This is a genomic window from Schlesneria sp., assembly GCF_036405755.1.
GTDB classification, from domain to species: domain Bacteria; phylum Planctomycetota; class Planctomycetia; order Planctomycetales; family Planctomycetaceae; genus Schlesneria; species Schlesneria sphaerica.
The window spans coordinates 1-7,413 of sequence record NZ_DASWWZ010000759.1 but is presented as its reverse complement, the minus strand read 5'-3'; the positions used below and the strand labels follow the sequence as shown (position 1 = coordinate 7,413).

The 7,413-nt window shown below is 54.9% G+C and carries 6 protein-coding genes; 3 read left to right on the top strand and 3 right to left on the bottom strand.

What is annotated here, in order from left to right:
- Positions 1-176: 176 nt before the first annotated feature.
- On the bottom strand, positions 177-1,007 hold the full coding sequence (locus VGE80_RS24880; RefSeq protein WP_440594529.1) for a glutaminyl-peptide cyclotransferase: 831 nt from the start codon (positions 1,005-1,007) through the stop codon (positions 177-179).
- A 119-nt stretch (positions 1,008-1,126) separates the two neighbouring features.
- Here VGE80_RS24880 and VGE80_RS24875 point away from each other — a divergent pair, with 119 nt between their 5' ends.
- Complete coding sequence (locus tag VGE80_RS24875) at positions 1,127-2,293, top strand: iron-containing alcohol dehydrogenase (RefSeq protein ID WP_373650963.1); 1,167 nt, start codon at positions 1,127-1,129, stop codon at positions 2,291-2,293.
- A 166-nt stretch (positions 2,294-2,459) separates the two neighbouring features.
- Here VGE80_RS24875 and VGE80_RS24870 read toward each other — a convergent pair whose 3' ends face one another.
- On the bottom strand, positions 2,460-3,506 hold the full coding sequence (locus tag VGE80_RS24870) for a TerC family protein (protein ID WP_397571017.1): 1,047 nt from the start codon (positions 3,504-3,506) through the stop codon (positions 2,460-2,462).
- Positions 3,507-3,941: 435 nt separating this feature from the next.
- On the opposite strand from VGE80_RS24870, the gene tsaB reads away from it, so the two are divergent.
- A complete protein-coding gene (tsaB, locus tag VGE80_RS24865; RefSeq protein WP_440594528.1) occupies positions 3,942-4,673 on the top strand; it encodes a tRNA (adenosine(37)-N6)-threonylcarbamoyltransferase complex dimerization subunit type 1 TsaB in 732 nt (243 codons plus the stop codon).
- A gap of 32 nt (positions 4,674-4,705) precedes the next feature.
- The gene (locus tag VGE80_RS24860; RefSeq protein WP_440594527.1) at positions 4,706-5,275 is read left to right on the top strand and encodes a hypothetical protein; all 570 of its coding nucleotides are present in this window, start codon (positions 4,706-4,708) and stop codon (positions 5,273-5,275) included.
- A 68-nt stretch (positions 5,276-5,343) separates the two neighbouring features.
- On the opposite strand, the gene VGE80_RS24855 is transcribed toward VGE80_RS24860, so the two are convergent.
- On the bottom strand, positions 5,344-6,780 hold the full coding sequence (locus VGE80_RS24855) for an efflux RND transporter periplasmic adaptor subunit (protein ID WP_440594526.1): 1,437 nt from the start codon (positions 6,778-6,780) through the stop codon (positions 5,344-5,346).
- Positions 6,781-7,413: the final 633 nt, after the last annotated feature.

Genomic DNA, 7,413 nt, shown 5'->3' with positions numbered 1-7,413 from the left:
AAGAGAAATTCTTCAGCAGAATAACTAGTGTAACAGAGGAGAACGACATGACAAAACCCAGGATGGGGGCGTGAGGGGCAATGGTTCCTCACCGTTTCTGCGTGACATAACCATGTCAATTGCTGCGGTCGGGTGCCACTTCTCTTCGGCACTCGGTGCGCGTTTGACTCTGTCGATCACTTTTGTCCGACGGTGATTTCGAACAGTTGTGGCCAGTTCTTTCCCGTCACGAACAGCCGCTTCTTCTGGGGGTCGTAGGCGATGCCGTTCAGCACTTCTTCGTTGCTGGTACGCTGGCTTCTGGGGTAAAGAGTAGATAAGTCGATCCAGCCGAGTACCGTGCCGTCCTTCGGTGAAATACGGACGATGTGGTCTTCGTACCAGACATTTGCCCAAATCTCGTCGTTGACATATTCCAGTTCGTTCAGGCGACCAATCTTCTCTTTGTTGTCCCGACGGTGAACGTTGATTCGTCGAGCGACCTGAAACGTTTCAGGGTCGAGGAAACGAATCGTTGCCGAGCCGTCGCTCATGATCAGGTGTTTGCCGTCGGTTGTCAGGCCCCACCCTTCTCCGGAATACTGGAATGTCTTTTTGACATCAAACGTATCGATGTCGTAAACGAGACCGATTCGATTCTGCCAGGTCAGTTGGTAGACCTTATCATTGAGGACCGTGATTCCTTCGCCAAAGTAATGGGAATTGAGAGGTGCAATCTGTTCCACCTTGCCCGTTCCAAGATCAACTCGGCGTAGAGACGATTCCCCTTTCTGCCCTGTACCTTCCAGTAACTGGCCGTTCGCGAACACAAGTCCCTGCGTGAACGCTGTACGGTCGTGTGGATAGGCTGCGACCAACTTGTATCCCCAGACTTCCCCTTTGAGAGCCCGCTTGGATTGTGCGAACACGCTGATACCAGCCACGCTGCTGACCAACAACAGCAGCACGATACCCCAGCGGGAATTTCGTTTCGGCGATCGGACTGTGGGAGTGAATTGTCCCGACATTACAGAATCCTTTTGGGCCGCCAGAATTAGCCAGTTCCTGCTCAAAAATGTCATCCAGAATAATGTCGCAGTCAGAGGCGAAGACGTCCAGAGAGTTTTCAGGTATCCTTGTTCCTACCATGAACTACGACTTTTTTTCGCCAAATCAGATTAAGTTCGGTTGGGGACGTCGAACGGAACTCGGGACGCTCTGTGCCAGTCTTGGTGAGCGAGTCTTTCTCGTTTCCGGCAGTCGCACTCTCGAGCGACGCGGCCTGATCAACGAACTGCAAAAGGCGATCGCCGCAACAGGGCTGACGGTTCACCAGTTCGAAGCGGCATCACACGAGCCGGAAGTCAGCGACGTCGATGCCCTGGTTGCTTCGTTTCTGAAGCTTGAGCCGACCGATCGGGACGTCGTTGTCGCCATCGGTGGAGGATCCACGATCGACCTGGCGAAAGCCGCTGCCGCGTGTGCCACGAACCGGCAGAGTTCCAGTGTCGTTGACTTTCTAGAAGGTGTCGGGCGGGGATATCAAATCTCGGAACGTCCCCTGAGCGTCATCGCTGTTCCGACGACCGCTGGAACGGGAACCGAAGTCACCAAGAATGCGGTGATCTCGTCCTACTCACCTCCTTTCAAAAAGAGTCTTCGCAGTGACCTCATGATTCCCCGTATGGTACTGGTCGACCCCGAACTGACCGTCAGTCTGCCTCGCGAGACCACGGCCTATACCGGAATGGATGCGATTACGCAGTTAATCGAATCATTCATTTCTCGTCGTGCGGCTCCCATTCCCCAGGCACTCGCCTTGTCTGCACTGGCGAAGGGGCTGCCCGCGCTACTGGCTGTCGTTCAGGATGGAACGTTGCGTTCCGAGCGGGAAATCATGTCCCATGCCGCACTCCTGTCCGGGATGGCTCTCGCCAACTCAGGACTTGGATTCGCTCATGGAGTGGCTGCTGCCTTGGGCGTCCATTGCCGTGTTCCTCACGGACTTGCTTGTGCTGTCATGCTTCCTGCGGCGCTGCGCGTGAATCAGCACGTGAGTGAGAAACCGTTGGCCCGACTTGAGGCACTGTTCGACCAGAGTCATCCAACGTCTGAAGCGTCCGCCGCAGCGTTCATTGCCCGCATCGATCGACTGTGTCACGAGATCGGCATCCCTCCACGATTGAGATCCATCGGGGTGGAAATTGACCAACTCCCTGCCATTGCCGTGAGTTCGCGCGGGAACAGTATGAACGGGAATCCGCGCGACGTCAGCGACAGTGAAGTCCTTAGCATCCTTCAGCAGCTTTGGTGACGGGCATTCTGGATGAATGGAAGTCCTTCACAGTTTCCCCGCCTCGTTTCAATTCGGGCGAAATTGTGCTCGCGCCATCGCACCAAAGCTTAAGCGTGTCTCCGGTCCCAATGATGACCATCTCTGACAGTCGATAAAATTCTTCAGGCAGATTCGAATGTAGAAATTAGGCGGCGGGGGACTCGTCGAGTGTTTCCTCGGCCTTCGAATGGTCAGGGAACACGAACGAGGCGGCGACACCGCCAACGAGTGTCAGAATGATGATGGCGAACGAAACGCCATTGATCATTGCTTCCGTCTCTTCATTCTTATGGAAAAGATGTTTTTCCAGCAGCATCTTGGCTCCAACGAAGCCAAGAATGATGACCAGTGAGTATTTCAGCAGGTGGAACCGGCCCATGAGGTCAGCCAGTGCGAAGTACAGACTCCTCAGCCCCAAAATGGCGAATACGTTTGAAGTGAAGACCAGAAACGGGTCGCGTGTCAGCCCGATCACGGCAGGAATGGAATCGACTGCAAACACCAGGTCGGTCGTTTCGACCATCAAGAGTGCGAGAAAGAGAGGTGTTATTGCGAACCGGCCATCCACACGTGTGAAAAAATGATCTTCGACGAACTGAGGATGAAGACGGCCCCGCAGCATGCGGATCAGGATGTTTTTCTCGAAATCCACTTCGCTGTCTTCGCCCGAGAACAGCATCTTAAGAGCGGTGAAGATCAGGAATGCACCGAAGATATACGTCATCCACTCAAATCGTTCGATCAGAGCGACGCCGGCGAAAATCATGACAGCCCGCATGACAAGCGCACCCAGGATCCCCCACAGAAGGACTCGGTGCTGGTATGCCCCTGGCACCTTGAAGTACGACAAAATCAGGGCAATGACGAAAATGTTGTCGACGCTCAGCGATTGTTCGAGCATGTAGCCCATGAAAAACTGGACTGCGGCTTCCCATCCTGAGTCTGGAAGACCAGTGGCATCGAAGGGGACATTCGGATCTACCGGAGGAAGCACACCCAGGTTGAACCAATGGTTGTCGTATGCAAAGTAAACGAAGGCGGTGAACAGTAGCGCCAATACGAAGTAGGCCGCAGTACGTATCAGGGCTGTCTTTGCGGTCAGCGCCTTCGCTTCACGAGAAAAGACACCGAGATCAAATGCGAGGATCATCAAAATCAGCAGCACAAACGCTGCCCATACTAACCCCGTCACGCGATTGCCCCTTTGTCCAGATAACTGGTCGTCAAATTCCAATTCAGCGGATCTGGCAGAAATTCGATTCTCGTCGAGACATCGTAATCGGGCCAATCCATCGTTCATCAACTATCGGAGGCAGTCCCGCCGCATGCGGCGATTGGACTGCCTCCGGTGGTCGAGAGTATAGCGTCAGCAGAGAAGCTTGCGCAGCCTGCTAACGGAAAAGAGGGACTGGCGGATCAAATGAATTCGACGATGGCCGGAGTATCGCCGATTCGCAGTCCCAAACAAGTCCAAACTCTGACCGGCTTTGCCGTCCAGGCGAAGTCTAACGTGTGTCAAAAAGTGGGAAAGTCAGAGCGTGATGGAAGCGTGTGCTCGCCTTTTCGACCGATGCGCCGCTATTCTACCCTGCGGCTTGTCTATGAACTCGGTTGGCAATGAACTTCGATGCTCGTCCTCGGAATTGAAACAAGTGGTGTAGACGGGTCGGTGGCCCTCACCCGCTATGGTGAACTGCTCGGCGAACGGCGATTAAATCAGGCTGGGCGCAAACATGCCCAAGGTTTGATTTTCGAAATCGGCGAAGTTCTACGCGAACAGGGACTTACACCACGCGACCTGCAATTGGTCGCCGTCAGTCGTGGCCCCGGTAGTTTTACTGGGCTGCGAGTCGGGATGGTTTGTGCCAAGACCATTGCATACGCGACAGGGTGTCGCCTTATCGCCGTCGATACATTTGCAGCAATTGCCAGCGGGACTCCGGACCACGCTTCGCCCCTTCATGTCATTGAAGATGCTCAACGCGACGACCTATTCCTGGGGGAATATTCCCGTGATGCACACTCTCAATGGCACCAGACGTCTGCCATCCGGATTGTATCGATCCCCTCATTTCTCGAACTTTGTCAATCGCCGATCACCGTTACGGGACCGGGACTAAAGAAGCTGGATCGGGACGATCGACTCCTGGAAAGTCTGCCCGTGACAAGGATCCCGCTCGACCAACCCCCTGCACGCGTGATCGCGGAAATTGGACGATTGGAGATCGAACGAGCGGAACTGTCTGGTGAAACTGCGGACACCGATTTCTGGTCAGCATCCCCCTTCTACCTCCGGTTGAGTGCCGCTGAAGAAAAGCGGGCGGCTCAGGCGGGCGCAGCACCGCCGATCAGTCCTTGAATCCCGGTGGATTTTGTTTATGGGACCAGCCGATGAGTCAATTTCATCAAGCACTTCTCATCGGCTCGACAATCCTCCTTTCCTGGTTTGGTATGCAGCAGGTGCATGAACTGGGGCACGTCGTCGGGGCAATTTTGACGGGTGGAACCGTGAAACGAGTCGTTGTGCATCCTGCAGCAATTTCTCGCACGGACCTCGCGACGAATCCCAAACCACTGCTGGTTGCGTGGGCGGGCTCCCTTTTCGGGGCGGTTGCTCCGACTTGCTTCTGGGGCATGTTGTCTCTACTTCGGGTCCCCGGTGCTTTCGTAATGCGGTTCTTCGCGGGTTTCTGTCTGATCGCGAATGGAGCCTACATCGCATTCGGATCGCTGCCGCGAATTGGGGATTCGGCTGACTTACTAAGCCACGGGGCTCCAATGTGGCAGTTATGGTTTTTTGGCGCGGTTACGATTCCTCTTGGACTCCTCCTTTGGAATGGGCAGGGAGTTCATTTCGGGTTGGGAGCTACTCCTCACCGGGTCAGTCCCCCGATTGCCTGGGGCACTTTTTTCGCATGCTTTGTGGTCCTCCTGGTGGGAGTGTGCATCGGCGGCAACTGAGCAGTCGAGATACCGCCTGAGCCTCACCAATCGCGATCTGGTTTTTCGCCTTGCGAGCCGCACGAGGGTTAGTCCTCGGGTTCCAGCAGGAATTCTGCTTTCAAGATATTCGTACCGGAACTCACGACGCGGTCGTCGGGCGAAATTCCCTGCAAGACTTCGCTCCAGTTGTCGACGCTCAGGCCGATCGTGACATCTTTCACCTGGTATTGCTGAGGGCCAGTCTCAACAAAAACAAACGTCCGTCCGTCGTTCGATGCGATGGCGGATTGAGGCAGAGTCAGACAATTCCGTTTCGGACCATCGGGGATCAGAACACGGACGAACATACCCGGCCGCAGTTTCCCTTGCGAGTTATCGATCTCGGCAGTGAGCGGAACCGCACGCGTATCGATTGCCACCTTTCGGCCGATAAACGCGACCGTTGCAGGGAGCGTCTCACCAGGCAGAGCAGGCGTCTGCACGGAAATCGATTGCCCCCGCGTGACAGCCAGCGATTTCCAATCCTTTTCGCGAATGTCGGCCTGCACCCAAAGCCGTGAAGTGTCTGCGATCTGGAATAGCCCCTGCGACGTTTGTACGCGTTCTTTAGGGGCCAGCAGAATCTCCTCGACGGTTCCCTTAAAAGGAGCCTTTACGGGCCAGGTGCTGAGAGTCTCTTCCCGGTCAAAATCTTCCAGCGTTTCGTAGGGTTGACTCACGATCACGCTGAGCCGTTGCCTCGCGATGACCAGTCGTCGCTGGGCATCATTCATTACTGATTCCGCTTTCAGATGCCGCTGCTTGACGTCGAAAATCGCTTGTTCGCACGCCGCGAAGAACTCGGCTGTCGTCGTATCTCGTGCTGATCCCGTCTCCAGGGCCATCCGGATGCTCACGGCTCCGATCTCGCTGGCAGGCTTCAAATTGCTGCTCAGTTTTTCTGCCAGTCTCATTCTTGAGTAAGCGGTCAGGATCTGCTGACGAGCTTGACCAAGTTGCTTGTTCGCAAAGTCTTTCTCCAGATCCTGAATATCCTGAGGCGTCTTCAGTCGTTCGACCAATTCTTCCAGGTTGCCTTGAATCGAATGCCACCAGTCATGCTCGCTGACGGCCTGTCCAAGGTCGGATTCCCGCAGTAAGACATCCGCCCGGCCTTCGCCCAGTTGAGGGCTGTCGACAATCGCGATGACCTGCTGTTCTGAAACGCGGTCTCCGACTTTCACATTGATCTGCTGAATCAATCCGTCGAACGGAGATTTGACCTCAACATGACGAGTTGCGTCATAATCAATGCGACCAGGGACGGTTCGTATCGGTTGAAGTTCGCGGAAGGATGGTTTCTCGACTTCAATTTGAGCTGCGCTGAATTTTTCCTGAGGCAGTACGACGACATCCCGCTGCGTGGCGGGTTCGCTGCTGGCATGGACTTCCTGGGGCGCTCTTTTGGCCCAGAAGGAAATACCGACAGCACATGCCGTTATGAGTAGTGCTAATCCGACGGTGATGGCTGCGAAGCGTTTCATGGCGGGTCTTCAATTCAAACAGAGGTTTGATTGGATGTTGTGGGCTCGCTCAATCGTTCACACTTGGCAAGGACGATTCAGCGGACACACCCGGAGCAAGTCGAGACTGCATCAGGGCTATTGACTGGAGCAGGTAAAAACTCCATGGTCCCCAGACGCGTCTCAAGCCTGTGCCACTAACAACGCAGTACGGAAGTATTCCCTGGGACAACAAGAGGTCTGGTGATTGCGCGGTATCGGATCAGGGTGCATTCGGTGAGGTCGATCGAATGCACGACATGTTCGCAAAAATTTCCACCAGAAATCATCCCGGGAAGCGAATTCTGCCCCGTAGGAAGCGAGACTATCGTGTCGGCGGAGACCGATTCACGACTCGGTTGATCGGCTTGGCAATCTTTGTCGAAGGCATGGTTCCAGCAGGGGAGGATCCAGTGGAAATGCCAGCCGAGTTCATCTTCTGTGTTGCTGTGAAATGACTCCAGATGCAGCCGTAAGTTCATCGCAGCCGTCGACCTGGTCTCAATCAGATTCGTGTCGTGACGATGCAGCCACGGCAGGGGACCTTGCCACAGGCACACAATCAGACACAGGCGCCCGAAAACGCGCAGCATCCCGGTGGTCTGGCAATTGTCC